General features: G+C 72.5%; 24 protein-coding genes. 7 read left to right on the top strand and 17 right to left on the bottom strand.

Features of this window, described 5'->3' with window-relative positions; genetic code table 11:
* Window positions 1–14 precede the first annotated feature (14 nt).
* From ACIOJE_RS10825 to ACIOJE_RS10815, 3 genes are all read right to left on the bottom strand, one after another.
* Entirely contained in the window at window positions 15–920 is a 906-nt protein-coding gene (locus ACIOJE_RS10825; RefSeq protein WP_400775081.1) for a sugar ABC transporter permease, read from the bottom strand.
* Window positions 921–1009: 89 nt separating this feature from the next.
* Window positions 1010–2014, bottom strand: a complete 1005-nt coding sequence (locus ACIOJE_RS10820) for a sugar ABC transporter permease (RefSeq protein ID WP_280679696.1) — start codon at window positions 2012–2014, stop codon at window positions 1010–1012.
* A gap of 279 nt (window positions 2015–2293) precedes the next feature.
* Window positions 2294–3571 carry an extracellular solute-binding protein gene (locus tag ACIOJE_RS10815; protein WP_400775078.1) on the bottom strand — a complete coding sequence of 426 codons (1278 nt, stop codon included), beginning with the start codon at window positions 3569–3571 and terminating at the stop codon, window positions 2294–2296.
* A 310-nt stretch (window positions 3572–3881) separates the two neighbouring features.
* On the opposite strand from ACIOJE_RS10815, the gene ACIOJE_RS10810 reads away from it, so the two are divergent.
* Window positions 3882–4490, top strand: a complete 609-nt coding sequence (locus ACIOJE_RS10810; protein WP_400775076.1) for a GNAT family N-acetyltransferase — start codon at window positions 3882–3884, stop codon at window positions 4488–4490.
* A gap of 79 nt (window positions 4491–4569) precedes the next feature.
* Here the strand turns inward: ACIOJE_RS10810 and ACIOJE_RS10805 are convergent, their stop codons facing one another.
* Together ACIOJE_RS10805 and ACIOJE_RS10800 are read right to left on the bottom strand one after the other, a co-directional pair.
* On the bottom strand, window positions 4570–5634 hold the full coding sequence (locus ACIOJE_RS10805; RefSeq protein WP_400775075.1) for an aldose epimerase family protein: 1065 nt from the start codon (window positions 5632–5634) through the stop codon (window positions 4570–4572).
* Window positions 5635–5840: 206 nt separating this feature from the next.
* Window positions 5841–8861: an ATP-binding protein gene (locus ACIOJE_RS10800; protein ID WP_400775073.1), complete on the bottom strand. Its 3021-nt coding sequence runs from the start codon at window positions 8859–8861 to the stop codon at window positions 5841–5843.
* Window positions 8862–9184: 323 nt separating this feature from the next.
* Here ACIOJE_RS10800 and ACIOJE_RS10795 point away from each other — a divergent pair, with 323 nt between their 5' ends.
* The 3 genes from ACIOJE_RS10795 to ACIOJE_RS10785 all read left to right on the top strand — a co-directional run bounded on the left by ACIOJE_RS10795 (window position 9185) and on the right by ACIOJE_RS10785 (window position 12553).
* The gene (locus ACIOJE_RS10795) at window positions 9185–10132 is read left to right on the top strand and encodes a terpene cyclase (protein WP_400775070.1); all 948 of its coding nucleotides are present in this window, start codon (window positions 9185–9187) and stop codon (window positions 10130–10132) included.
* 259 nt (window positions 10133–10391) lie between these two features.
* Entirely contained in the window at window positions 10392–11915 is a 1524-nt protein-coding gene (locus tag ACIOJE_RS10790) for an aldehyde dehydrogenase family protein (protein ID WP_280679679.1), read from the top strand.
* A 314-nt stretch (window positions 11916–12229) separates the two neighbouring features.
* Complete coding sequence (locus tag ACIOJE_RS10785) at window positions 12230–12553, top strand: nuclear transport factor 2 family protein (RefSeq protein WP_280679677.1); 324 nt, start codon at window positions 12230–12232, stop codon at window positions 12551–12553.
* 68 nt (window positions 12554–12621) lie between these two features.
* Here ACIOJE_RS10785 and ACIOJE_RS10780 read toward each other — a convergent pair whose 3' ends face one another.
* Window positions 12622–13845, bottom strand: a complete 1224-nt coding sequence (locus ACIOJE_RS10780) for a serine hydrolase domain-containing protein (protein ID WP_280679675.1) — start codon at window positions 13843–13845, stop codon at window positions 12622–12624.
* 84 nt (window positions 13846–13929) lie between these two features.
* Between ACIOJE_RS10780 and ACIOJE_RS10775 the strand changes: the two genes are divergently transcribed.
* The 3 genes from ACIOJE_RS10775 to ACIOJE_RS10765 all read left to right on the top strand — a co-directional run bounded on the left by ACIOJE_RS10775 (window position 13930) and on the right by ACIOJE_RS10765 (window position 17208).
* Window positions 13930–14439 carry an NUDIX hydrolase gene (locus ACIOJE_RS10775; RefSeq protein WP_280679673.1) on the top strand — a complete coding sequence of 170 codons (510 nt, stop codon included), beginning with the start codon at window positions 13930–13932 and terminating at the stop codon, window positions 14437–14439.
* A 33-nt stretch (window positions 14440–14472) separates the two neighbouring features.
* Entirely contained in the window at window positions 14473–15354 is an 882-nt protein-coding gene (locus ACIOJE_RS10770; RefSeq protein ID WP_400775065.1) for a TetR/AcrR family transcriptional regulator, read from the top strand.
* Window positions 15355–15483: 129 nt separating this feature from the next.
* The gene (locus ACIOJE_RS10765) at window positions 15484–17208 is read left to right on the top strand and encodes a hypothetical protein (RefSeq protein WP_400775064.1); all 1725 of its coding nucleotides are present in this window, start codon (window positions 15484–15486) and stop codon (window positions 17206–17208) included.
* A 119-nt stretch (window positions 17209–17327) separates the two neighbouring features.
* On the opposite strand, the gene ACIOJE_RS10760 is transcribed toward ACIOJE_RS10765, so the two are convergent.
* From ACIOJE_RS10760 to ACIOJE_RS10710, 11 genes are all read right to left on the bottom strand, one after another.
* Window positions 17328–17528 carry a hypothetical protein gene (locus ACIOJE_RS10760; protein ID WP_400775061.1) on the bottom strand — a complete coding sequence of 67 codons (201 nt, stop codon included), beginning with the start codon at window positions 17526–17528 and terminating at the stop codon, window positions 17328–17330.
* Between the two features lie 187 nt (window positions 17529–17715).
* Window positions 17716–18426, bottom strand: a complete 711-nt coding sequence (locus tag ACIOJE_RS10755) for a spermidine synthase (protein WP_400775059.1) — start codon at window positions 18424–18426, stop codon at window positions 17716–17718.
* Window positions 18427–18512: 86 nt separating this feature from the next.
* Window positions 18513–19601 (bottom strand): YeiH family protein, encoded by a 1089-nt coding sequence (locus tag ACIOJE_RS10750; RefSeq protein WP_400775141.1) that lies wholly within the window; start codon window positions 19599–19601, stop codon window positions 18513–18515.
* 13 nt (window positions 19602–19614) lie between these two features.
* Entirely contained in the window at window positions 19615–20196 is a 582-nt protein-coding gene (locus ACIOJE_RS10745) for a cysteine dioxygenase family protein (RefSeq protein ID WP_280679663.1), read from the bottom strand.
* Window positions 20197–20341: 145 nt separating this feature from the next.
* Window positions 20342–21247 (bottom strand): LysR family transcriptional regulator, encoded by a 906-nt coding sequence (locus tag ACIOJE_RS10740; protein WP_280679764.1) that lies wholly within the window; start codon window positions 21245–21247, stop codon window positions 20342–20344.
* Between the two features lie 118 nt (window positions 21248–21365).
* Window positions 21366–22235: an amino acid ABC transporter permease gene (locus ACIOJE_RS10735; RefSeq protein WP_400775056.1), complete on the bottom strand. Its 870-nt coding sequence runs from the start codon at window positions 22233–22235 to the stop codon at window positions 21366–21368.
* Window positions 22232–22876 carry an amino acid ABC transporter permease gene (locus ACIOJE_RS10730; protein WP_400775054.1) on the bottom strand — a complete coding sequence of 215 codons (645 nt, stop codon included), beginning with the start codon at window positions 22874–22876 and terminating at the stop codon, window positions 22232–22234. Before ACIOJE_RS10730 ends, ACIOJE_RS10735 begins: the two co-directional genes overlap by 4 nt.
* A 12-nt stretch (window positions 22877–22888) precedes the next feature.
* Window positions 22889–23809, bottom strand: a complete 921-nt coding sequence (locus ACIOJE_RS10725) for a glutamate ABC transporter substrate-binding protein (protein ID WP_400775051.1) — start codon at window positions 23807–23809, stop codon at window positions 22889–22891.
* A gap of 9 nt (window positions 23810–23818) precedes the next feature.
* A complete protein-coding gene (locus tag ACIOJE_RS10720; protein WP_280679762.1) occupies window positions 23819–24547 on the bottom strand; it encodes an amino acid ABC transporter ATP-binding protein in 729 nt (242 codons plus the stop codon).
* A gap of 47 nt (window positions 24548–24594) precedes the next feature.
* Window positions 24595–24840, bottom strand: a complete 246-nt coding sequence (locus tag ACIOJE_RS10715) for a LapA family protein (RefSeq protein WP_400775048.1) — start codon at window positions 24838–24840, stop codon at window positions 24595–24597.
* Between the two features lie 174 nt (window positions 24841–25014).
* On the bottom strand, window positions 25015–26787 hold the full coding sequence (locus ACIOJE_RS10710) for an ABC transporter ATP-binding protein (protein WP_400775046.1): 1773 nt from the start codon (window positions 26785–26787) through the stop codon (window positions 25015–25017).
* Between the last annotated feature and the right edge of the window lie 79 nt (window positions 26788–26866).

The raw sequence follows: 26866 nt of genomic DNA, 5'->3' as shown, positions 1-26866 counted from the left end.
AGGAGCGAGGAGCGTTACGACTTGGAGGCACCGGCGGTCAGACCGGTGACCAGGTGGCGCTGCACCAGGTAGAAGAAGACCGAGGACGGGATCGCGATCAGCACGGCGGTCGCCGCCATGAAGTTCCACTGCGCGTCGTGCTCGCTGACGAAGGTCTGCAGGCCGACGGCCAGCGTGTACTTGCCGGAGCTGAGCATGAACGTGGAGGCGAAGGCCACCTCCGCCCAGGCGGTGAGGAAGGAGTAGAACGCGGCCACCGCCAGGCCCGGCCGGGCGAGCGGCAGGACCAGCCGCCAGAAGGTGCCGATCGGGGTGAGCCCGTCGACCCGGCCGGCCTCGTCGATCTCCACCGGGATGGTGTCGAAGTAGCCCTTCAGGAGCCAGGCGCAGTACGGCACGGTGGTGGTCGAGTAGACCAGGATCAGGCCGAGGTAGCCGTCCAGCAGGCCGAGGTCGGACAGGATCGTGTACATCGGCACGATCAGCACCGCGATCGGGAACATCTGGGTGACCAGCAGCGACCACATCAGCGGCTTGTGCCCGGGGAAGCGCATCCGGGAGACGGCGTAGCCGGTGGTGGCGGCGACCATGACGCCGAACACCGTGGTGACGCCGGAGACCAGGAAGGAGTTGCCGAACCAGGTGAAGAAGTCGGTGTCAAACAGCACGTGGTGGTAGTTCGACAGGGTCAACTTGCCGAAGATCTCGCCGGGGTGGAGGTAGTCCGTCTTGTCCGGTCCGAGCGAGATGTAGAGGATCCACAGGACCGGGAACAGGGCGACCAGGCTGGCGAGGATCAGGGCGCCGTGGGCCAGTGCCTTGCCCATCGGGCTGCTCTCGCCGCGGCGGCGGGTCTTGGCGGGCCGGGCGGCCGGTACCGGGCTCGCCGGCGGCGCGGGACGTTCGGTGGTGGTACTCATCGGGGTTACCTGCCTTCGTGGGTCAACTGGGTCCGGGGCCGCGGCCGTTGGCCTACTGGGGCCATTGGCCTTGCGGGGCCGTTGGCCTACTAGCCGTTGGCCTGCTCGTTGCGGGCGAGCCAGCGCCGGTAGAAGGCGGTGAAGACGATGAGGATGGACAGCAGGATCACGCCGTACGCGGCGGACTGCGCGTAGTCCCGGGGCTGTTGGCCGAAGCCGAGGCGGTAGGCCCAGGTGACCAGAAGCTGGGCGTCGGAGCCGCCGCTGGTACCGAACAGCAGGAAGATGACGGCGAATTGGTTGAACGTCCAGATCACGCCGAGCAGCACGACGGTCGAGGAGACGGTGCGCAGCCCGGGCAGGGTCACGTGGCGGAACCGCTGCCAGGCGGTGGCGCCGTCCATCTCGGCGGCCTCGTACAGCTCGGCCGGGATCGACTGCAGGCCGCCGAGCAGCGAGATCATCATGAACGGGACGCCGACCCAGGTGTTGACCAGGATCGCGGCCGCCTTCTGCGCCAACGGGTCGTCCAACCAGCCGGGTTCGGGCAGGTGCAGGGCGGAGAGCAGGCCGTTGACGGCGCCGCCGTCGGCGAGCATCAGGCGCCAGGAGAAGACCGTGACGAAGGTCGGCACGGCCCAGGGCAGGATAAGCAGCATCCGGTAGACGGCGCGACCGCGCAGCTTCTGGTTGAGCAGCAGGGCCAGGCCGAGACCGATGGTGTAGTGCAGGACGACGCACAGGACCGTCCAGGTGATGGTCCACACGAAGTGGGACCAGAACCGGTCGTAGGAGCCCGGGCCCCACAGGATGTCGGCGTAGTTGTGGAAGCCGACGAACTTGTAGGTCGCCGGGATGTGGTTGACGCCGATAGTCCGGGCGGAGTTGAGGCTGTTGGCGTCGGTGAGGGTGAGCCAGACGCCCTCGACGAGCGGGTAGATCACCAGAACGCCGAGGACCAGGACCACCGGGGCGATCATCGCGTAGGCGTACCAGTGCTTGGCGTAGGAGCGCTTGACGCGTTCCAGCAGGCCCGGACGCTGCTCGCGCTCCCGGCTGCCCTTGCCGGTGGCGCCCTGCACGGCGACTGACATCGAATGACACCTTCTCGGGGATTCTCGGGGGAGCCCGCCGCCTCAGGTCGGCGACTGCTGGTCCTACGGGTCCTGCCGTCCGGCCCGCCGGGGGCGGCGGGGGCGGAGTAGGTGACCGGGTCGCAGGTGACGGATGACGGACGACAGCTAACAGATAACAGATGATGAAAGTTGTCATCTGTTATCTGTTCGCTGTGATCTGTCACCCGGCACGCGCCGCCACCCCGCCCGCCCCGCCCCCGCCGTCGCGATCGCGACGGGCCGGACGGCCGGCGGCGACTACTTGGCGAAGCCCGGCAGGAGCTTGGCGTAGTCGGTGGCGACGGTGTTCAGCGCGTCCTGGGTGCCGGTGCCCTGGACGGTCTTGCCGAGGTTGGTGCCGAGCGAGGCGAACAGCGAGCTGTACTCGGGCAGCTCGGGGCGCGGCTTGGCGCTGCCGAGAATGGCCTGGAAGCCCGCGATACCGGGGTCGGCCTTGACGTCGGCGGTGAAGGCGTCCGAGCGGGTCGGCAGGGTGGAGTTCTTCTGCGCGATGAAGGCCTGGCTCTCCGCCGAGGTCATGAAGGCGGCGAACTTCTCAGCGGCGGCCTTGTGGGCCTGATCGGCACCGGCGTAGACGGAGATGTTGTGACCGCCGGTGGGCGCGCCGGCCTTACCGCTGGAGCCCGCCGGGACGGGGGCGATGCCGAGGTTCTTCTTGTCGGCGAACGCGGCGCCCTTGTAGATGTTGGTGATCTCCCAGGGCCCCTGGATGATGGCCGCGACCTTGCCGCTGTTGAAGGCGTCCATCATGTGCGCGTAGGCGTCGGTGGTGACGTCGGCCTTGACCGTGCCGGGCGCGGTGAACATCGACTTGTAGGTCTCGACGGCCTTGACGGCCTCCGGCGAGGAGACGGTGATCTTCTTGCCGGCGGCGTCGACGGTGTCGGTGCCCTCGCCGAACAGGAACGGCATCGCGTAGTAGCCGTCCGCGGCCTTCAGCCAGAAGCCGTCGACGCCGGCCTTGTCCTTGAGCGCGGCGGCGTCGGTCTTCAGCTCGTCCCAGGTCTTGGGGGCGTCGGTGATGCCGGCCTTGGCGAACAGGTCCTTGTTGTAGAGCAGGCCCAGGGTGTCGGTGACCAGCGGCACGCCGTACAGCTTGCCGTCGTACTTGGCCTGCTGGATCAGACTGGGCTGGAAGGCGGAGGTGTCGGCGGCGGCCGGGGTGCCGTCGAGCGGCTCCAGGTAGCCGGCCTTGGCGAAGGCGGCGGTCCACCCGACCTCGGAGCGGAACACGTCCGGAGCACCCTTGGCCCCCATCGCGGTCTGGAGCTTGTTCTGCGCCTGGTCGAACGGGACGTTGACGAAGTCGACCTTGACGTTCGGGTTGGCCGCCTCGAACTTCTTGACCAGTTCCTGGTAGTTCGGCGCCTCGTTGGTGGCGTTCGAGGTGTCCCAGTACGTGAGGGTGACCGGCCCGTCGGCCTTGCCGTTCGAGCTGGAGCCGCTGCTGCCACAGGCAGCCATCGAGACCGCGAGGGCCACAACGAGGGCAGAGGCCGCGATGCCACGCCGCATGAGAACTCCTTGGGAGGGTGGGGGTGCCCGAGATGTTCCGAGGCAGGCGCATAATGGCTGCCTCGTGCCGACCGCACCGTTGCTGCCGTCGGGCTCGGGAAGGAAGTTAACAGCGGCGCAATAGCGACGGAAAGTCCTTGCAGCAAGTTTCTGCAAGAAACAGCGATCGTTACGCCCGCGTGTCCTGGACGTAGCCGCACGGTAGTTGACAGCGCGACCAAATGTCCCGGTTCGACCGCTTCGAGTCGATACCGGATGGCCGACACCACCACCATGCGTGGCTGAAAGACGCTTGCAGCAGACTGGACGCATGCGTATCAGAGCCGCCACACGGGACGAACTGCCGCTGCTGTGCGAACTGGAACGGGCCGCCGGAGCGCCCTTCGCCGCGATCGGCATGCCGGAGATCGCCCACGACGAACCGCCGGCCCCGCACGAGCTGGCCCGCTACCTGGACGAGGGCGTCGCCCTGGTCGCCCTCGCCGACCGCCCCGGCCTGCCCGGCGACGCCGCCCTGCCCGACCGCCCCGGCCTGCCCGGCGACGCCGCCCTGCCCGACCGCCCCGGCCTGCCCGGCGACGCCGCCCTGCCCGCCGACCCCGGTCCGATCGCCGGCTACCTGCTCGCCGAGCCGGTGGACGGCGCCCTGCACATCGAGCAGGTGTCGGTCCACCCCGACCACGCCCGCCGGGGCATCGGCCGGGCGCTGATCGAGCACCTCGCGGCGGGCACCGACGCCCCCGCGCTCACCCTCACCACCTTCACCGACGTCCCCTGGAACGCCCCCTACTACGCCCGCTGCGGCTTCCGCCCGCTCGCCGACCACGAGGTCACCCCGGGCCTGCGGGAGATCCGCCGCAAGGAGGCCGAACACGGCCTGGACCGCTGGCCCCGCCTCTGCATGCGCCGCGACCTGTAACAGGACCTGCGCCGTGACCTGGGGCTAGACCTGGGGCGGGCCTGACAATCCCGCCAGGCCCGCGACGTTCCCGAAGCACTCAGCTGACGCCGAGCCGCAGCACCGTGGTCGAGCGGAACTCCTCCCCCGGCCGCAGCACGGTGCTCGGGAACGCCGGGTGGTGCGGGGAGTCCGGGAAGTGCTGGGTCTCCAGCGCGATCCCGGCGAACGGCCCGTAGGGGACGCCACTCGCGCCGGTGACCGCGCCCTGGAACTTGTTGGCCGTGTAGACCTGGACGCCCGGCTCGGTGGTCAGCACCTCCAGGGTGCGCCCGCTGACCGGGTCCTCCAGCAGCGCCGCCCTGGCCGCCGTGCCGTCGGCCGGCCGGGCCCGGAGCACCCAGTTGTGGTCGTAGCCGCCGGGCCCGGCCAACTGCGGGTGGTCGTCGTGCACCGACTTGCCGATCGGCGTGGCCACGGTGAAGTCGAACGGCGTGCCGGCCACCGGTTCGGTCCGCCCGTACGGGATCTGCCGCGCGTCGGCCGGGGTGTACTCGTCGGCGTCGAGGGTGAGCAGGTGCCCGAGGACGTCGCCGGCGCCCTCACCCGCAAGGTTGAAGTACGCGTGGTTGGTCAGGTTGACCACGGTCGGCTTGCTGGTGACGGCGTGGTAGGCGATCACCAGCTCGCCGGCCTGGTCCAGGGTGTAGGAGACGGTGACGTCCAGGGCGCCGGGAAAGCCCTGGTCGCCGTCCGGGCTGTGCAGCCGCAGCCGCACCCCGCCCTCGATCTGCTCGGCCTCCCACATCCGGTTCGCGAAGCCGTCCGGCCCGCCGTGGATGGTGATACCGCCGCCGGTCGGGGCGAGCGGGTGCTCCTCCCCGTCGATGGTGACCTCGGAGCCGTCGATCCGGTTGGCGTACCGGCCGACCACGGTGCCGTAGTGCCGGGCCGGGCCGAGGATCTGGGCCAGCCGGTCGGTGGAGAGCAGCAGTTGGGCGGGGCGGCCGGCACGGTCCGGCGCAGTGAGGGTGTGCAGGGTCGCGCCGAGGTTGAGCACGCTCGCCTCGTAGAGGCCGGCGGAGAGCGTCCAGCGCTCGATCGCGGCGCCCGCGCCCGAGGGGTCGAGGGGTTCGTGCCGCACGCTGGTGGCCTCGCTCGCCATGGCCTGCTCCTCACTGGCGGTCGCGGTGTGCCCCGACCGCCCGGTTCCGGGTCCGTCCCGGGGACGCCGCGGCGTCCCCCGTGTCCCTCAGCCTAGGGCCGGACAGGCCCTGGCGACGGACACCGTCGCAGGAGACGCGCGCCGTCCGCGCGCCCCCGCCCTACGCCTCCACACGCCCTCGCCTTAGGCCTCCGCGCGCCCCCGCCCTACTCCTCCTCGCACTCGTCGCCCGGCCGGGTGGCCTCGCGCGGCTGTGCCGGCAGTCCGAGGGCGGAGGCCAGGCCGTCCGGCCCGCTGCCCGCTTTGCGGTAGACGGCGGCCAACCGACGGTTGACCAGACTGAGGTGGACGCCGAGCTCGTCCGCGATCCGCTGCGGCGGCACGCCCTGCACGGCCAGGTTGGCGACCTCCCACTCGGGCTGGCTGAGCGTCTCCAGCGTCTCCCGGAAGTCGCGCAGCCCCAGCCGGTTGGGCCGCAGGCCGTAGTTGGCCAGCTCCCGCCGCGCCTGCTCGACGAGTCCCTCGGCCGAGCAGTGCTGGGCCAGCTCGATGCCCTGGTACAGGTGCTCCTGCGCGTCCTCCAGCCGCCCGACCCGGCGCAGCGCGGCGCCGAGGTCGACCAGCGCGACGGCGTGCTCGTACCCGGCCGGCGACTGCCCGAGGTACATCACGGCCTGCTCCAGCAGCTCGACCGCCTGCTGCCCGTCCTCGATCTGGGCGTTCAGCCGCAGCGCGGTGCCGATCGCCGAGGCGGTGCCGAAGGTGCGCGCGTCCTGGACGGCCTTCTGGGCGTACTCGCGGGCGCGGTCGGGCTCGTCCGCGGCGAGCGCGATGGCCAGGTGGCCGGCCCAGGGCGCCCAGACGGTGTTGTGCCAGCCGCGGGCCTCCAGTTGGGCGCCGGCCTCGGTGAGCGCGGCGGCCGCTCCGGCGTGGCGCTTCTTGGCGATCAGCAGCTTGCCGTACAGCGAGGGCGCGTCGGGCAGCACCATGGCGGTCGCGTGGTACGGCGGGTGGAAGCCGAACTCGGCCGCGAGGTCCCAGGCCTCGTCGACCCGGCCGCGGGCGAGCAGGGTGTCCACCAGGACGCCGACGGCGTCCCACGCGAGCGGCAGCTTGGGGCCGATCCGCTCGGACAGTCGAAGCGCGCGGCGCAGGAAGTCCTCGGCCTCGGCGAGCAGGCCGCGGCGGAAACGCGCCAGACCCATCAGGAAGTAGGCGAAGCCCCGGTGGGCACCGCTCCACCCGGCCACCTCGAACTGGATGATGGCGTCCGCGAACAGCCGCTCGGCCTGGGCGATGCGGTCGTTGTAGGTATAGGTGAGGCCGAGCATCGAGGGCAGTTCGAAGCCCCAGGTGCTGTTGGTCCAGCCGAGTCCCTGGGGCAACCGGCCGGAGTCGAGGACGCTGTCGGCATAGGTCAGCGCCTCGGCGGAGGGGGCGCCGCGCAGGGTGAGGTCCCAGGCGCGCATCGCGAGGACGGCCCGGTCGGCGGCGTCACGGCCGCTGAGGGTGTCGCACATGGCGCCGAGCCGCGTGGAGCGGCCGGGACCGTCCTCCTCGGACTTGCGGAAGGCGTGCCACATGAACGAGGCGGCCTGGAGCCGGAGCCTGCCGGCCGGGTCGGCGGTCTGCTCGGCCTCGTCCTGGCAGACCAGCGCGGCCTCGCGCAGTTCGCCGCTGTGGGCGAGCACCTCGGAGAGCCGGAAGGTGGCGTCCACGCGCAGCCCGGGGCGCAGCGGCCCCTCGTCGGGGTCGAGGGCGAGTTTGAGCTGGTTGACGGTGGCGCCGGGGTCGGTCAGCAGGGCGGAGCAGCCCAGTTCGTACAGCACCTCGGCGCGGATGTCGTCGGCGGGCGGCTCGTTGAGGGCGCGGTGCAGACAGCGCTGGGCGGCTTCGGGGGCGCCGATCAGCAGGTGTTCGGCGGCGGCGCGGCGCAGTTTGCGGACGGTGCGGTCGTCGCCCTCGCCGGAGAAGGTCTCGACGAGGTGGCGGGAGGCGGCGAGCAGGCCGAGTCCGGCGTTCTCGATCTCGGCGGCGGCGACGCCGTGCATGCCGGTGCGGGTGGCCTCCGGCATGGTGTTGTAGATCGAGCTGCCGATCAGCGGGTGGACGAATTCGAGGTTTCCGTTGGGGGTCTGGGTGAGCACGCGCTGCTTGCGCAGTTGCTTGATGGACTCGCGGGCGCCCTCGACACTCTGGGTGGAGATCCGGGTGGCGAGGTCGACCCGGATGTCGGTGCCGAGCATCGCGCAGGCCCAGGCGAAGCGCAGGGTGGACGCGCCGAGCCGGTCCACCCAGCTCTTGAGGGTCATTCCGGTGGCGTCGACGGCGAGTTCGCGCAGTTGCTGGGAGTTCTCCTCGACCGGTTCGAGGTCCTGGTCGCAGACCTGGTCGAGCAGGGCGACGGCTTCGAAGGGGTTGCCGTTGACGACGTTCCAGAACTCGTAGCAGAAGGCGTCCTCGGCCTTGTCTCCGAGTTCGGCGCGGATCATGTCGGTGATGGAGACCAGCGAGAGCCGGTTGAGCTCGTGCTTGCCGGTGGCGCGGCCGAGGACGTCCTTGCGGTGTTGCTGGATCTCGACCGGCCAGTCGTTCTCGTCCTCCCGGAACGCGAAGACGAGCAGGACGGGCAGTTCGCGGGAGCGGACGGCGAACTGGGTGAGCCAGGAGAGCGACTCGTGGTCGGCCCAGTGCAGGTCGTCGACGATCATCACCAGCGGCGCCCGGCGCGGCGCGAGTTGGGTGAGGACGTAGTCGAGGCCGTCCCGCACGCCCTGGGGGTCGAGGCGGCGGGCGCCGGCCTTGGGCTGCTTGAGGCCCATGGCCGGTCCGACGACCTCCTCCCAGGTGCCCATGACCTGGCGGAACTCGTCGGGCCGCAGGCTGGTGAGGGCGGGCTGGAGGAGTTGGCGCAGCACGTGGTACGGCTCGTTGAACTGTCGTTCGCTGCCGCGGGCGAACAGCACGGTGGCGCCGTCGCGGAGTTTGGCGATCCGTCGGACCTCGTGCAGCAGGCTGGTCTTGCCGATGCCGGGGCGGCCGGAGAAGGCCAGCAGTTCGCCGATCTCGGTGCCGCCGGCCGCGAATGCGCGGCAGAGCTTGTCGACGGCCGCCTCGACGGAGCGCAGTTCGGCGTCGCGGTCGCGCAGCCGGACCCTTGGCGAGGTGCTGTCGCCGTCCCGGCTGGAACCGGATCCCGTCCGAAGTTCGTTTCCCTGCTCGGTCACCGTCGCGCCTCCGCCTCGCCGCTCGCGTCATTGCTCACGTCACTGCTCGCATCACTGCTCGTGGACCTGAGGTTAGCGCTGCGTGGCACTCGTTGTGGGGCATTCGCGCAGGCTGGGGCGGACGGTGAGGGTTCGGACGGTTTACCAAGGGCAATTGCCCTATACACCTAACGTCCGATCATTGCATCAGATAACCTACGGCCCGCGAGGCGGAGATGATCTTGCGTCACCACCCTCACCCCGGAAGCCTCGCTGCGTCAACTCCCCCCATACCCAGCACCCGAACCACTGGCACCCCCACCCTCCGCTGCACCGGGAGTCCGATGTCTGACGACACCTCACTTCAGATCCCGTTCCCGCACCGCCGCAGTCCGCACGGCCCGCGCGCCGGCGCACTGCACCGCGACTGGCTGGTGCGCCACCCGCTGCTCCCCGATGCCGACCACCCGGGCTACGCCCACTGGGAGGTGGCCGACCTCGCCGCCCTCGGCTACCCGGACGCCGGCCCGGACGAACTCGCCCTCGCCGCGGACCTGATGGGCTTCTACTTCCTCTTCGACGACCAGTTCGACGGCCCGCTCGGCCGCCGGCCCACCGAGGTCGCCCCCATCTGCGAACGGCTGATCGCCGTCCTGCACGGCGCCCGACCCGACCAGGACTCACCGGTCGAGACCGCCTTCGCCGACCTCTGGGACCGCAGCATGCACGGCATGCCCGCCCGCTGGCAGGCCCGCGCCGCGTACAACTGGGAGTGGTACCTGGCCAGTCATCCCGCCGAGGCGGCCGGCCGGATCTCCGCCCGACCACCCGACCGGGAGGCCTACCTGGTGCTCAGACGGGGCACCGCGGCGATGGAGACCATCTTCGACATGGTCGAACGCCTCGGCCAGTTCGAAGTGCCCGCCGCCGTCCTGCACCACCCGGTCCTGCGTCAACTGCGGCAGCTGGCAGCCGACATACCGTCGCTCAGCAACGACGTCCGGTCGTTCCCGCTGGAGGCCCCGCGCGGCGACGTCAACAACCTGGTGATGATCGTCCAGCGCGAGCGCCGCTGCTCGGCCGAGGAGGCCTGCGCGGTGGTGCTGGAGGAGGCGCAGCTGATGATCGGGCGCTGCGGGGAGCTGCACGGCAGACTGCCGGACGTCTACCGGGAGTTGGGCCTGTCCCGGATCGAGCGGACGATCGCCCAGCGGTACGCGGACGGACTGGTCACCTGGCTCGCCGGCTACCTGTGCTGGGAGTCCCGCACCGGCCGGTACCACGCGGTCTGACGGCTCGCCGGGCCCGGCGGGCGCGCACCCCCCCACACGTCGTCCGGAACGCGCACCCTCCGTGCGGGGCGGACGTACGGGCCGTAGCCGCACCCGCGTTCGGCGGCTATCGTGCTCGACGGCAGGCGCCCCGGCGGGCGCCCGCCCCGAATTGCGTGTCCGCACCCTCCCGCCGGGCCGCCCCGAGCCGGGCGGTCCGGCGCGCCGCCCCCGCCGCGCGGCCCGGGCGGCGCCCGACGTCGCGAGGAGACACCAGAGCATGACGGTCTACCAGCCCCCCGGCACCCCCGGCAGCATCGTCGCCTACCGCTCCCGGTACGAGCACTGGATCGGCGGCGGCTGGACGCCGCCGGTGCGCGGCGAGTACTTCGGCGACCCGACCCCGGTCACCGGTGAGGTGTTCACCGAGGTCGCCCGCGGCACCGCCGAGGACATCGAGGCCGCGCTGGACGCGGCCCACGCCGCCGCCCCCGCCTGGGGCCGCACCCCGCCCGCCGAGCGGGCCCAGGCACTGCTGCGGATCGCCGACCGGATGGAGGCGAACCTGGAGCCGCTGGCCGTCGCGGAGAGCTGGGAGAACGGCAAGCCGGTGCGCGAGACGCTGGCCGCCGACCTCCCGCTCGCCATCGACCACCTGCGCTACTTCGCCGGCGCGCTGCGCGCCCAGGAGGGCGGCCTCTCCCAGCTGGACGAGGACACCGTGGCCTACCACTTCCACGAGCCGCTGGGCGTGGTCGGCCAGATCATCCCGTGGAACTTCCCGATCCTGATGGCGGTCTGGAAGCTCGCCCCGGCGCTCGCGGCCGGCAACGCGGTGGTGCTCAAGCCCGCCGAGCAGACCCCGGCCTCGGTGCTGCTGTGGGCCGAGCTGACCGCCGACCTGCTGCCGCCCGGCGTGCTCAACATCGTCACCGGCTTCGGCGAGGAGGCCGGCGCCCCGCTGGCCGCCAGCAACCGCGTCCGCAAGATCGCCTTCACCGGCGAGACCACCACCGGCCGGCTGATCGCCCGCGCCGCCAGCGACAACCTGATCCCGGTCTCACTGGAGCTGGGCGGGAAGAGCCCCAACCTGTTCTTCGCGGACGTCGCCGCCGCACCGGACGCCTTCTACGACAAGGCCGTCGAGGGCTTCGCGATGTTCGCCCTCAACCAGGGCGAGGTCTGCACCTGTCCCAGCCGGGCGCTGATCCAGTCCACGGTCTACGAGCGGCTGCTCGCCGACGGCCTGGCGCGGGTGCGCGCGATGCGCCAGGGCGACCCGCTGGACACCGAGACCCAGGTCGGCGCCCAGGCCAGTGCGGAGCAGCTGAAGAAGATCCTCTCCTACTTCGAGATCGGCCAGGCCGAGGGCGCCAAGTTGCTGGCCGGCGGAGAGCGGGCCGACCTCGGCGGCGCCCTGGCCGGCGGCTACTACGTGACGCCGACGGTCTTCGAGGGCGTCAACAGCATGCGGGTCTTCCAGGAGGAGATCTTCGGCCCGGTCGTCTCGGTCACCCGCTTCGAGGACTTCGCCGAGGCGGTCGCCCTCGCCAACGACACCCAGTACGGGCTCGGCGCGGGCGTGTGGACCCGGGACCTCAACACCGCCCACCGCGCCGGACGCGCCATCCAGGCCGGCCGGGTGTGGACCAACTGCTACCACGCCTACCCGGCCCACGCGGCCTTCGGCGGCTACAAGAACTCCGGCATCGGCCGGGAGAACCACAAGGCGCTGCTGGAGCACTACCAGCAGACCAAGAACCTGCTGGTCAGCTACTCCCCCGACGCGGTCGGCTTCTTCTAGCCGCTCCCGTCCCGGCCACGCCCCCGCCGGCCGGCCGCGCTCCGGTTCACCGCCGTCTCGCGCCGTCGGGGCCCTGCGGGGAAACGCGGAGCGGGAGACCGGTTCCGGCCTCCCGCTCCGCCGCCACTCCCCGTGGCCCGCGTCGAGCGCCCGTCCGGACGCCCTTCGCCGTACAACCCCCGATCGGGCAAATCGCCTGTTTCGGGATCTAAGCACATGAATCCGCGATTTTCTCGACGCGCCGCCGACATGCCCGGGCACACCCGACGAACGCCTTAAACAGGACTCCCCGCCTCCTCACCTCCGGAGTCCCGATGACCATCGCCCCCGCCAAGCTCTCCGACCCCGTCGTGCGCACCTTCGTCACCGCGATCAACGCCGGCGACCGCGCGGCCTTCCTCGACACGCTCACCCCGAGCGCGACCATGTCCGACGACGGCTCCGACCGCGACCTCGTCCAGTGGATCGACAAGGAGATCTTCGGGGTCCGCGGCCGGATGGACGTCCAGACGGAGGCGAACGGCGGCCACTCCCTGGTCGCCAACTTCACCAACGACACCTGGGGCGAGATGCGCACCGCCTGGCGCTTCACCGTCGAGCACGGGAAGATCGCCCGCTTCGAGACCGGCCAGGCCTGACCTCAGGCGCGCGTCAGCACGGGACAGGGGCCTGACCGCCGGCGCGCGTCCGGAACAGGGGCCTGCCCTCAGGCGGAGAGCCCCAGGCACCCCCGCACCGCGCGGATCAGGTTGCGCGAGCGGATATCGCCGGTGACGCCCGGCTGCATGCCGTTGGTGACGTAGCCGAAGCCCAGCCCGAGCTCCGGGTCGGCGAAGCCCAGCGAGCCGCCCCGGCCCGGGTGGCCGAAGCTCGCCGGGGAGGCCATCGGCGCGGTCGGGCCGTGCCGCCAGAAACCCAGGCCGAAGGTGGAATTGACGATCAGCACCCGGTCCGGCCCGTGCACCGCCGGCCCGACCGCGCGGGTCAGCACCTCGGGCCCGAGCAGCGGCGGCAGCAGGGCTCCGGAGCCGTCCGGACGGTCGGCGGCGCCGATCAGCGCCGCGTAGAACCGGGCCAGCGAGCGGGCCGTACCGATGCCGCCCGCGCCGGGGATCTCGGCAGCCTGCACCGCCGGGTCGTTGAGGTCCACCCCGGGGCGGACCGAGGCGAAGGAGCGCGCCGTCAGCGAGGTCGGGTCCTGGTAGGCCTCCCGGACGGACTGCTTGGGCCGCAGCCGCAGCCCGCTCGGCCCGGTCCGGGCCGCCTCCGGGGCGGGCAGGTCGACCAGCCGGCCGACCCGCGGCGCGGCACCGGCCGGCAGCCCTATCCACAGGTCCAGTCCGAGCGGCCGGGCGACCTCCTCGGCGAAGAACTGGCCGACCGTGCGCCCGCTCACCCGCCGCACCACCTCACCGACCAACCAGCCGAAGGTGTACGGGTGGTAGCCGTGCGCCGTGCCGGGCTCCCAGGCGGGCGCCTGCGCGGCCACCGCCGCCGCCGCGCGCTCCCAGGTCAGCACGTCCTCCAGGCGCAGCGGCACGTCCAGCGCGGGCACCCCGGCCTGGTGCGACAGCAGCCAGCGCACCGGCACCCCGCCCTTGCCCGCCGCCGCGAACTCGGGCCAGTACGAGGCCACCGGCGCGTCCAGGTCGAGCAGGCCGCGCTCGGCCAGCAGCAGCGCGGTGGTCGCGGTCAGGCCCTTGGTGACCGAGCGCAGCACCTGGGCGGTGTCCGCCGTCCACGGCACCGCCGGCGCGGGTCGTCCGCCGACCTCGGGCCGGGCGTCGCCGCCCCACAGGTCGACCACCTTGCGGCCGCGCACGTACAGCGCGAAGGCCGCGCCCAGTTCGCCGTACTCGTGGAAGTTCCGCGCGAAGGCCTCCCGTACGGGCTCGAACCCCTCGGCCGTCTCGCCCCAGATCTCCACCACCGCGTGCCGCCCTCAGCCTGTCGGTTCCGCTCGTCCGTTCGCGCCCGCGTTCGAAGCGGGCCCGGAAACCCTAACCTGTCGGTCATGACCAACCCTGCCGAAGAGCTGCTGGACGTCGTCGACGAGCACGACCGGGTGATCGGGACCGCGGTGCGCGGGGAGGTGTACCGACGGGGGCTCACCCACCGGTGCGTCTTCATCCTGGTCCGCGACCCGGCCGGGCGGATCTTCGTCCACCGCCGCACCGACACCAAGCTGTTCGCCCCCGGCGCGTACGACATGTTCGTCGGCGGCGTGGTCGGCTCCGGCGAGACGTACGCCGCGGCCGCCGTCCGCGAGGCCGAGGAGGAACTCGGCGTGCACGGGATCGCGCCGCGCCCGCTGTTCAAGTTCCTCTTCCAGCAGGACCGGCTCTCCTGGTGGTGCGACATGTACGAGGCCCGGTGGGACGGCCCGGTCTCGCCGCAGGAGTCCGAGGTCGCCTGGCACGCCTGGCTCACCCCCGCCGAACTCGCCGACCGCCTCACCCGCGACGACTTCGTCCCCGACGGCCGCGAGGCCTACCGCCGCTACCTGGACCTCCACGCCTCATAGGCCCCGTGGCAGGCGCCGGATAGGGTGGCGCGCATGGCCTCCCGTACGCCGTCGCCGACGACCGCCCGCGCTGCCCGGAACCCCGCACCGGACCGGGCGGCGGGCCAGGCCCCGGACCGGGCCGCGGCGGGTGAGCGGCCGCGCCGGCGGCTCAGTGTGGACGAGCGGCGCGAGCAGCTGATCGCCGTCGCGCTGGAGCTGTTCAGCCGGCGCCCACCGGAGGAGGTGTCGATCGACGACATCGCCGCCGCCGCGGGCGCCTCCCGGCCGCTGGTGTACCACTACTTCCCCGGCAAGCAGGCGCTGTACGAGGAGTCGCTGCGACGGGCCGGGCGGGAGCTCTCGGCGCGGTTCGAGGAGCCCGCCGACGGGCCGCTGTCCGAGCGGCTGTACCGGGTGATGGGCCGCTACCTGGACTTCGTGCAGAGCCACGGGCCCGGCTTCGCGGCGCTGCTGCGCGGCGGCTCGGTGGCGGCCAGCGCGGGCACCTCGGCGGTGATCGACGAGGTGCGCCGGGCCGCCCACGACCAGATCCTCTCCCACCTCGCGTTCCCCTCGCCGAGCCCCGGGCTGCGGCTGACCGTCCGGGCCTGGATCGCCAACGCCGAGATCACCTCGCTGGAGTGGCTGGCCGAGCGCTCGGTGCCGCTGGAGGAACTGCAGTTGCACCTGGTGCAGGAGTTCGTCGCCGCCCTCACCCTCACCGCCGCCCGGGAGCCCGCGCTCGCCGCCGAACTCGGTTCCTTCTTCGCGGACGAGCGACCGGACGGCCCAACCGGGCGCCTGGTGCGGGACCTCGCCGGGCTGTTCGCCGTCCCCGGGATCACCGAGGCGGTCACCGCGCTCGCCGTCGCGGCGGTCGGCGAATCGTCCCCGCAGGCCACGGAGGAACCGGCCGAGGCCGGCGCCGAGTGATCCGCCGGTTCGGCCCCGACACCGGGCTCTGATAGGAATGAGCAGGGATCCGACGGCCCGCCACCACGGGCGCGCGCGGACCCACCCGAACCAGCGACCGCAGACGCAGCAGAGCGGGGGGCTCATCAGTTGACCCAGGACGTCCAGTTCAGCGCGGAGGCCAACCCCTTCGCAGCGGCGGAGCAGGTCTGTGCGACCCTCGGCACGCTCACCGACGCCCTCTTCGACGAGCGCACCTCCCGCCACCCGGCAGCTTCGCTCAGCGCCCTGCGACCGGCCGAACACCCCGCCGCCGAGGCGCTGTTCGGCCTTCCGCTGGCGCCCAACGGCCCGGTGCACTCGGCCGTGGACCGGCTCGGCACGGTGATCACCGCCGGCACGGCCCGCCCCGGCACCGGCGCCCGGGTCGCCGACCGGGTGACCGCCGCCCTGCAGGCCCGCTACGGCGGCGGGGCGGTGCGCGGCGCGATCGCCGACCGGGGCACCACCTCGGCCGCGCTGTTCCAACTGCCGGTCACCGGCGAGTTCGCCGACCCCAAGCTGCGCCCGCCGTTCGCCCCGGCACTGGCCGCGCTGGCCGCCGGGCAGCACACCCGCCATCCGGTCGAACTGGCCACCGGCGCGGGCGCCGAGGTCCGGCTGGTGGTCCCGCCCGGCTTCCACCCGCTGACCTCCCCGGGCGGTCCGGCCGGGGTCTGCGCCCGCACGGTGCCCGCTCCGGCGCGCGGGGCGGACGGCGTCGGCCCGGCCACCGCCGCGGCCGCCGAGGAACTGACGGGACATCTGGCCGAGGTCGCCGAGGAACTGTTCAGCGGCACCGGGCCGGAACCGCGCCGCGACTTCGCGGTCATCTCCGCCACCCTCGCCGACCTGGTCCACGACGCCGGCGCGGTCTACGCGGGCGTCTGCGCCCTGGACGTGGACGGCCGGGCCTCCGACGCCGCCCTCGTCGTCTCGCTCGCCCGGCACCCGCTGCCGATCACCGCGCTCGCCACCGAACTGGCCACCGTCCGGCGGCACGCCGAGGTGTGGACGGTCCTGCTGCCGGCCGGGCCGGCCGCCGTCCTGGTCGAGGGGCGGACCGTCCCGGTGCCCGGACCGCTGTCCGCCGACGGGCAGCGGCGCTGGGTGGTCACCTCGGCGGTCGAGGCCTTCGTCCCGCTGCCGGACGGCGCCACCGTGCTCTGCGTCCAGCTGTCCACGGCGCAGCCGGAGGACTGGGAGCTGTACACGCAGGCGTTCGCGGAGCTGCTGAAGAGCGTCCAGTTCGGCTGGGACGGGGAGGCTGCCGGCGCCGTGCCGGTGGCCGTGCCGGTGACCACCGCTGCCGCTCCCGTCGAGAAGACGCCGGAGCAGCCGGAGGAGGTGCCGGTGAACCTGCACGGCGCGCCGGAGGACGTCCCGCCCGCGGACTTCCGTCCGTCCGCGTCGGTCGCGGAGGCGGCGGTCGACGCCGAGCCGGAGGCCGGGGCCCCGCGGAAGGGCACGCCGGTCATGGTGCCCCCGCCTGACTTCAACCCCTTCGCCCCGGAAAGCCTCCCGTCCGCCCCGGGCACCGACCCGGCCACCCCGGCCGCCGACCCGTTCGGCACGGTGACGGCGGACAAGCCGGACCCGTTCGGCACCACGCTCGCGGCGCAGGGCCCGGCCGTCCCGCCGCCGCCCTCCACCCCGCCGGTCGTGCCCGCGCCGGCCGCCTCCACGGAGGACGCCCCGCGGAAGGGCACGCCGGTCATGGTGCCCCCGCCTGACTTCAACCCCTTCGCCCCGGAAAGCCTCCCGTCCGCCCCGGGTGCCGACCCGGAGGAAGAAGCGGCGACGGATTCGGGCCCGGAGACCAGCCCCTTCGGCTGAGCCGCGCCCTGGCGGGCAGACGGCGGCGAACAACCGACGGCGAACAGATAACAGCTGACAGATAACAGATTTCAGATTCTGTTATCTGTCAGTTGTCAGCCGTCGGTCCGCCCCCGCCGTCACCCCGCACGCCCCGCCCCACCCGCGCCCCGCCGCTCGATCACCGCGCCGGCCCCGTCCAGCATCCGCGCCATCCCGAACTCGAACAGCGCGTCCAGGCCCAGGTCGATCTCCGGCGCCCGGTTCATCACGTTGAACATCGGGAACCGCTCCGGGTCCGCCATCAGCCGATCGCGGTCGTCACCGTCCAGGTGCTCCATCCTCGCCCGCACCCCAGGCGCCACAGCACCGCACCAGTACACCACCCACGCCGAGACCAACAGCCGCCCGGCCCACCCGGCCAACTGGCGCAGAGCCATCACGAGTTGGCGACAACAGGAGCCGCGTGCCAAAGAGCCACAGACAACGGCCAGGCGCGGCAGGCCAGTTGGCGCGCCCCTCGCGCAATCAGCCCGCGCGCCGCGCCAGGTGGACCACGTCCGGCACACCCCGGCTGACCGGGATCTCGTGCGTGACGACGCCCGAGAAGCCCGCCGCACGCAGCGCCTCCTCGAACTCCGCGGAGGGCTGCGCGCTCCACACCGCCAGCACCCCGCGCGGCTGAAGCCGCTGCCAGAGCACGGCGAGCCCGTCGGCGCCGTACAACCCGGCGTTGGAGTCGGTCACGGTCCAGTCCGGGCCGTTGTCGATGTCCAGGCACAGCGCGTGGTAGCGCTCGCCGTCGGCCGCCGCCAGGTACTCCAGCAGGTCGGTGTGGAGGATCCGGACCCGCTCGTCCTCCAGCGCGCCGTCGGAGAAGGCGCCGAGCGGCCCGTTCCGGTGCCAGTCGATGATGGCGCCCTCGCGCTCGACGATGGCGATCCGCCCCCAGCGCGGCTCGGCCACCGCGTACGCCAGCGAGAAGCCGACGCCGAGGCCCCCGATCAGCACCGAGGGTCGCCCGACGGGGCTGCCGGTACGGTCCAGCTCGTCCAACGCCGCCTGGATCAGCAGGCGTTCGGAGCGGCCGTCGGCGGTGTCCATCAGAAAACACCCGTTGGCGATGATCTCGAAGTGCCGACCACGCTGGCGCAGGACCACCTCGCCGAACGGGCCGTCCCGCCGGTCGAGCGTGACGACGGCCTCGTGAGCGTCCCGTTCGGGCAGTGCGGTGGACATGCGTGTTCCTCAGCGGACTCGGGGGCAGGAGCCGTCCCGGCGGACGAGTACCCGCCCGACAATAGCCGAGTCCGCCCCCGCGCCCGTCACATCGTGACCAGCACCCCCGCGTACGAGACGCCCGCGACGACGACCCAGGAGCCGAGCCCGAGCAGGGCGAGCCGCCCGCCGGTGCGGACCATGGTGGGCAGGTGCACGGCGCTGCCGAGGCCGAACAGCGCGGCGGCCAGCAGCAGTTCCTGGGCGTCCCCGGCGAGCGTGAGCGCCCGCTCCGGCAGCACCCCGGTGGTCCGCAGGACGATCATCGCGAGGAACCCCGCCACGAACAGCGGGACGATCGGCGGGCGACGGCCGATCTTGACCGTGCTCTGGGAGCCACCGGTGTCCGCCGTGTCCGGCCCGGCGGCGTTCCCCCCGTCCCACCGCGCCCTGCGCCGCACCCCGACCGCCACCCCGGCGACCAGCGGCGCCAGCAGCACCACCCGCATCAGCTTGACCAGGACGGCCTCGCGCAGCGCGCCCGTCCCGCCGGTCTGCGCGGTGGCGACCACCTGCCCGACGTCGTGCACGCTCGCGCCGACCCACCGCCCGAACTCCACCTCGCCGAGCCCGAGCGGGTGCTGGAGCAGCGGCAGTACGGCGATCGCGAGCGTCCCGCACAGGGTGACCAGCGCGACCGAGGAGGCGACGTCCTCCTCCTCGCTGCCGGCCGCCTGGCTGACCGCACCGATCGCCGAGGCCCCGCAGATCGAGTACCCGGTGGCGACCAGCAGCGGCTGGTCCCCGGGCAGGCCGAGCCGACGGCCCAGCCAGAGCGTGCCGGCGAAGGTGGCCGCGACCACCGCGAGCACCATGGCGACGGTGGCCCAGCCGAGGCCGAGCACGTCGTCCAGGCTGAGTTTGAGCCCGAGCAGGACGATCCCGAGCCGCATCAGCCGCTTGCCGGCCGTGGACAGCCCGGGCCGTGCCACCCCGCGTACCACCGGGCGCAGCCCGGGCAGGTGCGCGGCCGCCATGCCGAGCACGACGGCGGCGGTGAGCTTGGGCACGGCGGGCACGGCCGCGTGGACGCCGATCGCGGCGGCCACCCCGGCGGCGGCGAGCAGCAGGCCGGGGGCGTCCCCGCCGAGCGGGGGCAGTGAGCGGGTGCGCGTGGCGCGCTCCCGGAGGGTCAGTGCCACGCCGCCCTCACTGCTGCTGGTCGGCGGGCAGCCGGTAGACCCGCCGGATGCTGGTGCCGAGCCGCGAGACGTCCGCGCCGTACACGTGGATGGAGATGGCGGTGCTGCTACAGGCGTTGCGCACCAGGTGGATGTCGCCGGGCGGGGCGAAGGCGGCGACGGTGCCGGCCGGGCCGGCCACGTGCTCGGTCTCGACCAGCCGGGCGGTGCGGCCGTCGGAGACCAGCCGGTAGCGGGTCTCGCTCTCCTGGCCGCGGTGGACACCGGCCACGCACCAGGAGACGTGGTCGTGGATCGGGGTCTGCTGGCCGGGCAGCCAGACCAGGGCGACGACGGAGAAGCTGCCGTCCTCCTCGGCGTGCAGGACGTGCTGGCGGTAGCGCTGCGGGTCGCCCTCGCACTGGGCGGGGGTGAGCAGCGCGTCAGGCCCGTCGGGGTCGGCGTGCAGGTGCGGCGCGAGGCGTTCGCCGACCAGGTAGGCGGTGAGTTCCGGGGGCAGTCCGCGGTCCACGACGGCACGGATCTCGCCGATCAGGGCGGCCATCCGCTCGGTGAGTCGGTCGCTGCCGACCGTGGCTGAGGGTGTCATGCCAGCAGGTTCGGACGCATACACCTATCACGTCCAACGATGGTTCTTAAGACCTCCCCCAAATCCAGCTTATGAATCGACCGCACTCAGCCGCAGCACCCGCAGCCACCCACCGGAGCCCCCGGCCATCCGCCGCACCGGCCCCTCAGCACCCGACCCGGCTCGCCGCCGCCTGCCGCAGGTGGTCCAGCACCAGCCCGGTGGCCGGGATCCGCCGGTGCTCGCTCAGCACGTACGCGCTCACCTGCCGGCGCAGGTGCGGCTCGACGGCCCGCCCGGTGACCTTGCGGTGGCACATGAAGGAGAGCACCAGCGCGGGCATCAGCGCGATCCCGACCCCGGCGGCGACCAGGCTCTGTACCGCGAGGTTGTCGTCCGTCGAGAACACGATGTCCGGCGCGAAGCCCTCCTCCGCACAGACGTGCAGCAGATTGGCCCGGCAGCGCGGACACCCGGCGATCCAGCGCTCGCCGTCGAGGTCGGAGAGCCGCACGGCGTGCCGGCGGCCGAGCGGGTGCCCGACGGGCAGCAGCACGGTGAGCAGGTCCTCCATCAGCGGGATCTCGTCCAGCCCGTCCGGCACCTCGGTCGCGGCGCCCGGGTAGCGGAAGGCCAGCGCGATGTCGCACTCCCCGCGCAGCAGTCGCTGGACGGAGTCCGGCGGCTCGGCCTCCAGCAGTTCGACCCGCACACCGGGGTGTTCGGCGAGCAGCCGGGCCATCGCCTCGGGTATCAGGGTGGCGTTGGCGCTGGGGAAGGCGCAGACCCGGACCCGCCCGGCGCGCAGCCGGGCGAGCGCGGCGAGCTGCTGCTGGGCGGCGGAGAGGCTGCCGAGGATCACTTCGGCGTGCCGGGACAGCGCCTCGCCGGCCTCGGTGAGCCGCAGTCCGCGCCCGGCCCGGGTGAACAGCGCGACGCCGACGGTGCGTTCGAGCGCCTTCATCTGCTGGGTGATGGCGGGCTGGGTGTAGCCGAGTTCGCGGGCGGCGGCCGAGTAGGAGCCGGCCCTCACGACCTCGTGGAACGTCCTGATGTGCCGCGAGTCGAACACCGGCTCCATTGCCCCTCCACCCGGTCGTCGTCGTCCAGCCTCCGCAATCATAAGAGGAAATTTGAGGTACCGGCCCCATCCCCATCCGCACCTATGGTTCAGGATCGAACCAGCCTTCTCACTGCTGCGCGGACGGCGGCAGCCCCATCGCCACCCCGGCCTCGACCACCGGCGCCCCGCCCCGCACGCTCGGGCTGCGCCGGCTGCGGCGCTCCACCCAGCGGGCGAGCCAGGAGAGCAGCAGGCACATGCCGATGTAGATCGGCGCGATCACGATCACCACCGGGATGAAGGGCAGGTCGTAGTCGAGGTTGGTGGCGATCAGCTTGCCCGCGTGCAGGAACTCCTCGTACGTGATCAGGAAGCCGAGCGAGGTGTCCTTGAGCGCGACCACCAGCTGGCTGATGATGGCCGGCAGCATCGCCCGGTTGGCCTGCGGCACCAGCACGTACGTCATCACCTGGGTCTTGCGCATGCCGAGCGCGTAGGCCGCCTCGCGCTGTCCCTTGGGCACCGCGAGCACGCCGGCCCGGAAGACCTCGGCCAGCACCGAGCCGTTGTACAGCACCAGCCCGGTCACCAGCGCCCACAGCGGCTGCACCTTGAGCGCCACGAAGACGAAGAAGATCATCACCAGCAGCGGCATGGCCCGGAAGAACTCCACCACCAGCGTGGAGAGCCAGCGCACCACCCGGTGGTCGGACAGCCGGCCGGCCGCGAACAGCGCGCCGAACGGCAGCGCGAACAGCACCGTCCAGCCGAAGGCCTTCAGGGTGTTGCCGAGCCCGCGCAGCAGCAGGTCCTGGACGCCCCGGTACTCGAAGGGCATCCACTTCTGGTACGTGAACTGGTGGGTGTGGAACAGCATGTAGACGATCCAGCCGATCAGCGCCGCGATCAGCAGCAGCGCGATCCCCCCGTACAGCCGGTGCCGGGCGAGCGCCTTCGGACCGGGGACGTCGTACAGCGCCGAGGCTTGAACGGTCATCGCGACACCGCCACTCGTCGTTCCAGCAGGTTGAAGACGGCGCTGATGGCCAGGGTGATGATCAGGTAGCCGACGGCGATCCAGACGAAGGTCCAGATGATGCTGTAGCCGAGCTCGTTGATGGTCCGGTAGGTGCCGAGCAGTTCGGTGACGCTGAACGAGCCGGCGATCGCCGTGTTCTTCGCCAGCGCGATCATCACACTGCCGATCGGCGCGACCACCGACCGGTACGCCTGCGGCAGCACCACCACGCTCATCGTCTGCCCGAAGCTCATGCCCAGGCTGCGCGCCGCCTCGCCCTGCCCCGCCGGCACGGTGTTGATGCCGGAGCGCATCGACTCGCAGACGAAGGCCGAGGTGTAGCAGCCAAGCGCGGCCACCGCGAAGGTGAAGAACGGCAGCGTGATGTCGAAGCGCGGCAGGCCCAGCACCACGATGAAGAACAGCAGGGTCAGCGGCGTGTTGCGCAGCAGCGTCACCCACGCCGTCCCGAACGCCCGTAGCGGCCGGACGGGCGAGACCCTGAAGCCCGCGATCAGCACCCCCAGCACCAGCGACAGCACGGCGCTCACCGCGAAGAGCGCGAGCGTGCCGAGGAAGCCGTCCCAGTAGGTCGACCAGTTGTCGGTCAGCGTTTTCACGGCGCGGCCCTCTCAGTACCGGTCGATCGGCGGCGGCGTCGGTGCGGGCTCCCCCGAGAGGCCGAGGGTCGCCTCGTAGGCCTTCTTCCAGTCGCCGTTCTGCTCGTTCCGCGCCAGCGCGTCGTCGATCGCGTACCGCAGCACGGTGTCGTTCTTCGGCGTCCCGATCCCGTACGGCTCCTGGGAGAACAGCGGGCCGACCACCTTGAGCTCGTCCGGCGCCTTGGCCGCGTAGCCCAGCAGGATCGCGTTGTCCGTGGTGACGGCGTCGACCTGGCCGGTGATCAGGTTGTCCACGCAGGCCGAGTAGGTGTCGTAGCCGATCAGGCGCGCCTTCGGGTACTGCGACCGGATGCGCTGGTACGGCGTCGAGCCGGCCGCCGAGCAGACCTTCTTGCCGTCCAGGTCCTGCGGGCCGTGGATGCTGGTGTTGTTCTTGCGCACCAGCAGCGACTGCCCGGCGATGAAGTAGGGCCCGGCGAAGCCGACCAGCTTCTTCCGGTTGTCGTTGATGGTGTAGGTGCCGACGTAGAAGTCCACCTGACCGTTCTGCAGCGCGGTCTCGCGGTTGGCCGAGGCGATGGTCTTGAACTGGATCCGGTCCGGCCCGAAGCCGAGGTCGGCGCCGACCATCTTGGCGATCTCGATGTCGAAGCCGGAGTACTCGCCGGTGGCCGGGTTCTTCTCGCCCAGGTACGGCTGGTCCTCCTTGGCGCCGACCACCAGGTAGCCCCGGCTCCGGGCGGCGTCCAGGGTCGGCGAGCCGGTGATCGAGGCGGCGTCCCGTACCTGGTAGCTGGGCAGCGCGCTCGCTTGCGGGCCCTTGGGCGGCGGGGTGCCGGCCTTGCCGCAGCCGGCGGCCAGCGCGGCGAGCAGCAGGACGGCGGCGAGCAGCGTCCGGCCCGGGGCGGCGGGCGTGGTCTTCCTCGTCACGGCGCCGCCTCAGTGCTTCAGGATCTTGGACAGGAAGTCCCGGGCGCGCTCGCTCTCCGGGGCGCTGAAGAAGTCCTCCGGGGCGCGGTCCTCGACGATCCGGCCGTCGGCCATGAAGACCACCCGGTTGGCGGAGGCCCGGGCGAAGCCCATCTCGTGGGTGACCACGACCATCGTCATGCCCTCGCGCGCGAGCTGGCGCATGACGTCCAGCACCTCGTTGATCATCTCGGGGTCGAGCGCCGAGGTGGGCTCGTCGAACAGCAGCGCCTTCGGGTCCATCGCCAGCGCCCGGGCGATCGCCACCCGCTGCTGCTGGCCGCCGGAGAGCTGGGCCGGGTACTTGTCGGCCTGCGCCGCCAGCCCGACCCGCTCCAGCAGTGCGCGGGACTTGGTGTCCGCCTCCGCCCGCGGCCGGCCGCGGACCTTGATCTGCGCGAGCGAGACGTTCTGCAGCACGGTCTTGTGCGCGAACAGGTTGAAGGACTGGAACACCATGCCGACCTCGGCGCGCAGCCGGGCCAGCCCCTTGCCCTCCTCGGGCAGCGGCTCGCCGTCGATCAGGATGGTGCCGTCCTCGATCGGCTCCAGTCGGTTGATCGCCCGGCACAGCGTGGACTTGCCGGAGCCGGAGGGCCCGATGACCACGACGACCTCGCCGCGGCCGACGGTCAGTTCGATGTCCTGCAGGACGTGCAGGTCGCCGAAGTGCTTGTTGACACCGCGCACCTCGATCAGCGGTGTGAAGGCCGCGGGCCCTGCCTGGGCCGGCCCGGGAGCGCTGGTCACCGGCCGCGTCGCCCCTTCAGCAGCCAGCCCAGCGCACCGCCGGCGAGCAGCGTGGCCAGCAGTGCGATCCAGAGCGGCGCGGTGACGGTGAAGACCCAGAACTGGATCTTCACCTCGTCGAGGTTCGCGAACAGGAACCACACGGCGAGGACGCCGAGGACGCCGATCCCGATGTACCGGGTGGGGATCCCACCGATCTCGCTGCGTTTGGAGCCGGCCGAGCCGTCCGAAATCTTGGTCACCGGAGCAGTCTGCGGGCCGGGGCGCCGATTTGCCCGGTTACGCGCCCTTACGGGTCAGGGAGTAACCCGCACGGGGCAATCCGACCCCGTGCGGGTTTGGAGCCCGCCCCTCTGAGGTCCGCCCGGCCGATCCCTGCCCGATAGACCTGGGCAGGCCCGGACGGCACCGGCCCGCTACCGCTCGTCCCGCCAGGAGCGCCAGAGCGCCGCGTACGGGCCGCCGGCCGCCACCAGCTCCGGGTGGCTGCCGTACTCGCTGATCCGCCCGCCCTCGACCACCGCGATCACGTCCGCGTCGTGCGCGGTGTGCAGCCGGTGGGCGATGGCGATCACCGTGCGGCCCTCCAGCACCCGGGCGAGCGAGCGCTCCAGGTGCCGGGCGGCGCGCGGATCCAGCAACGAGGTGGCCTCGTCCAGCACCAGGGTGTGCGGGTCGGCCAGCACCAGGCGGGCCAGGGCCAGTTGCTGGGCCTGCGGCGGGGTGAGCACGGTGCCGCCGGAGCCGACCTCGGTGTCGAGGCCGTGCGGCAGCGCGTCCACCCAGCCGCCGGCGTCCACCGCGTCCAGCGCGGACCGCAGTTCGGTGTCCTCCGCCATCGGCGCCGCCAGCCGCAGGTTGTCCCGCAGGGTGCCGACGAACACGTGGTGCTCCTGGTTCACCAGGGCGACCTCGGCCCGCACCCGCTCGGCCGGCATCCGCGCCAACGCCGCGCCGCCGAGCGTCACGCTGCCGCGCCCGGGGGCGTAGATCCCGGCCAGCAGCCGCCCCAGCGTGGACTTGCCCGCGCCGGACGGCCCGACCAGCGCGACCCGGCTGCCCGGCGCGACGTCCAGGCTGATGCCGTGCAGGACGTCCGCGCCCTCGCGGTAGCCGAACCGGACCTCCCGGGCCTCGACCCGGCGGCCGTCCGGGCTGGCGCTCTCGTCGCCCTCGTGCTCGGGCACCTCACGGACGCCGACCAGCCGGGCCAGCGAGGCCTGGCCGATCTGCAGCTCGTCGTACCAGCGCAGGATCAGGTCGACCGGGCCGGTCAGCATCTGCGCGTAGAGCACCCCGGTGGTCAACTGGCCGACGGTGATCCAGCCCTGGAGGGTGAACAGCCCGCCGAGCACCAGGGTGGCCAGCACCGCCGAGGAGTAGACCGCGTCGATGGTCGGGAACCAGACCGAGCGCAGCCACAGGGTGTAGCGCTCCCAGGCGAGCCATTCGCGCAGCTTGCGGTCCGTCAGCCCGATCCGCTGGTCGCCCAGGCGCAGCGTCTCGACCGTCCGCCCGGCGTCCACCGTCTCGGCCAGCACGGTGTTCACCGCGGCGTACCCGGACGACTCGTTGCGGTAGGACTCCGGCGCGCGCCGGAAGTACCAGCGGGAGCTGACCAGCAGCAGCGGCAGCCCGATCAGCGAGGTGAGCGCGAGCAGCGGCGAGGTGACCAGCAGGGCGCCGATCACCAGCAGCAACGACACGACGGCGACGGCGAGTTCGGGCACCGCCTCGCGCACCGACTTGTCCAGCCGGTCGACGTCGGTGGTGCCCCGGGAGACCAGGTCCCCGGTGCCGGCCCGCTCCAGCACTCCGGTGGGCAGCGCGACCGAGCGGACCAGGAAGTCCTCACGCAGGTCGGCCAGCACCCGTTCGCCGAGGACCGCTCCGCGCATCCGGGACCAGCCGGTGAAGGCGGACTGCACCACCAGCGCCAGCAGGTACCAGCCGACCGCGACCGCGATGGCGCCCTCGGCGGTGCCGGTCGCCAGCGACTCGACCAGGCTGCCGAGCACCCAGGGCCCGACCAGCCCGGCCACGGTGGCCACCGAGTGCAGTGCCACCACCGAGGAGAACCCTGCGCGGTGGCGCCGGGCGAGCAGGCGCAGGTACGCGCGCACGGCGGCCGGGGAGCCGACCGGCAGGGTGGTGGTCGGCCCCTGCTCCTGATGGACGGGGGGCTTCATGACGTGCTCCTCAGCTGCGTGGAAAGACAGGCAGGACAGGCAGGACGGGCGGGACGGGCAGGGCGGACACCGCGCGCGC

Origin of the sequence: Kitasatospora sp. NPDC087861 (assembly GCF_044742585.1) — a bacterium.
Lineage (GTDB): Bacteria > Actinomycetota > Actinomycetes > Streptomycetales > Streptomycetaceae > Kitasatospora.
This window is presented reverse-complemented; position numbering and strand designations above follow the sequence as displayed.

Coding starts and splice junctions, on each gene's coding strand:
- ACIOJE_RS10825 (WP_400775081.1), bottom strand. CDS start 920: ATGAGTACCACCACCGAACGTCCCGCGCCGCCGGCGAGCCCGGTACCG.
- ACIOJE_RS10820 (WP_280679696.1), bottom strand. CDS start 2,014: ATGTCAGTCGCCGTGCAGGGCGCCACCGGCAAGGGCAGCCGGGAGCGC.
- ACIOJE_RS10815 (WP_400775078.1), bottom strand. CDS start 3,571: ATGCGGCGTGGCATCGCGGCCTCTGCCCTCGTTGTGGCCCTCGCGGTC.
- ACIOJE_RS10810 (WP_400775076.1), top strand. CDS start 3,882: ATGCGTATCAGAGCCGCCACACGGGACGAACTGCCGCTGCTGTGCGAA.
- ACIOJE_RS10805 (WP_400775075.1), bottom strand. CDS start 5,634: ATGGCGAGCGAGGCCACCAGCGTGCGGCACGAACCCCTCGACCCCTCG.
- ACIOJE_RS10795 (WP_400775070.1), top strand. CDS start 9,185: ATGTCTGACGACACCTCACTTCAGATCCCGTTCCCGCACCGCCGCAGT.
- ACIOJE_RS10790 (WP_280679679.1), top strand. CDS start 10,392: ATGACGGTCTACCAGCCCCCCGGCACCCCCGGCAGCATCGTCGCCTAC.
- ACIOJE_RS10785 (WP_280679677.1), top strand. CDS start 12,230: ATGACCATCGCCCCCGCCAAGCTCTCCGACCCCGTCGTGCGCACCTTC.
- ACIOJE_RS10775 (WP_280679673.1), top strand. CDS start 13,930: ATGACCAACCCTGCCGAAGAGCTGCTGGACGTCGTCGACGAGCACGAC.
- ACIOJE_RS10770 (WP_400775065.1), top strand. CDS start 14,473: ATGGCCTCCCGTACGCCGTCGCCGACGACCGCCCGCGCTGCCCGGAAC.
- ACIOJE_RS10760 (WP_400775061.1), bottom strand. CDS start 17,528: ATGGAGCACCTGGACGGTGACGACCGCGATCGGCTGATGGCGGACCCG.
- ACIOJE_RS10755 (WP_400775059.1), bottom strand. CDS start 18,426: ATGTCCACCGCACTGCCCGAACGGGACGCTCACGAGGCCGTCGTCACG.
- ACIOJE_RS10745 (WP_280679663.1), bottom strand. CDS start 20,196: ATGACACCCTCAGCCACGGTCGGCAGCGACCGACTCACCGAGCGGATG.
- ACIOJE_RS10735 (WP_400775056.1), bottom strand. CDS start 22,235: ATGACCGTTCAAGCCTCGGCGCTGTACGACGTCCCCGGTCCGAAGGCG.
- ACIOJE_RS10710 (WP_400775046.1), bottom strand. CDS start 26,787: ATGAAGCCCCCCGTCCATCAGGAGCAGGGGCCGACCACCACCCTGCCG.